Annotated in this window: 1 rRNA gene; it reads left to right on the top strand. The window is 54.8% G+C overall.

From position 1 onward, the window contains the following. Positions 1-272 (top strand): 16S ribosomal RNA (locus KW828_RS21730); the annotation flags it as partial.

Here is a 272-nt window from a genome sequence, read left to right as displayed (position 1 = left end):
CCGCCTGGGGAGTACGGCCGCAAGGTTAAAACTCAAATGAATTGACGGGGGCCCGCACAAGCGGTGGAGCATGTGGTTTAATTCGATGCAACGCGAAGAACCTTACCTACTCTTGACATCCACGGAACTTGGCAGAGATGCCTTGGTGCCTTCGGGAACCGTGAGACAGGTGCTGCATGGCTGTCGTCAGCTCGTGTTGTGAAATGTTGGGTTAAGTCCCGCAACGAGCGCAACCCTTATCCTTTGTTGCCAGCGATTCGGTCGGGAACTCA

Origin of the sequence: Enterobacter sp. ENT03 (assembly GCF_019218745.1) — a bacterium.
In the GTDB taxonomy this organism is placed as follows: domain Bacteria; phylum Pseudomonadota; class Gammaproteobacteria; order Enterobacterales; family Enterobacteriaceae; genus Enterobacter_D.
Note: the sequence above shows the minus strand (reverse complement) of the source record. Positions and strands in the feature narration are given on the sequence as shown.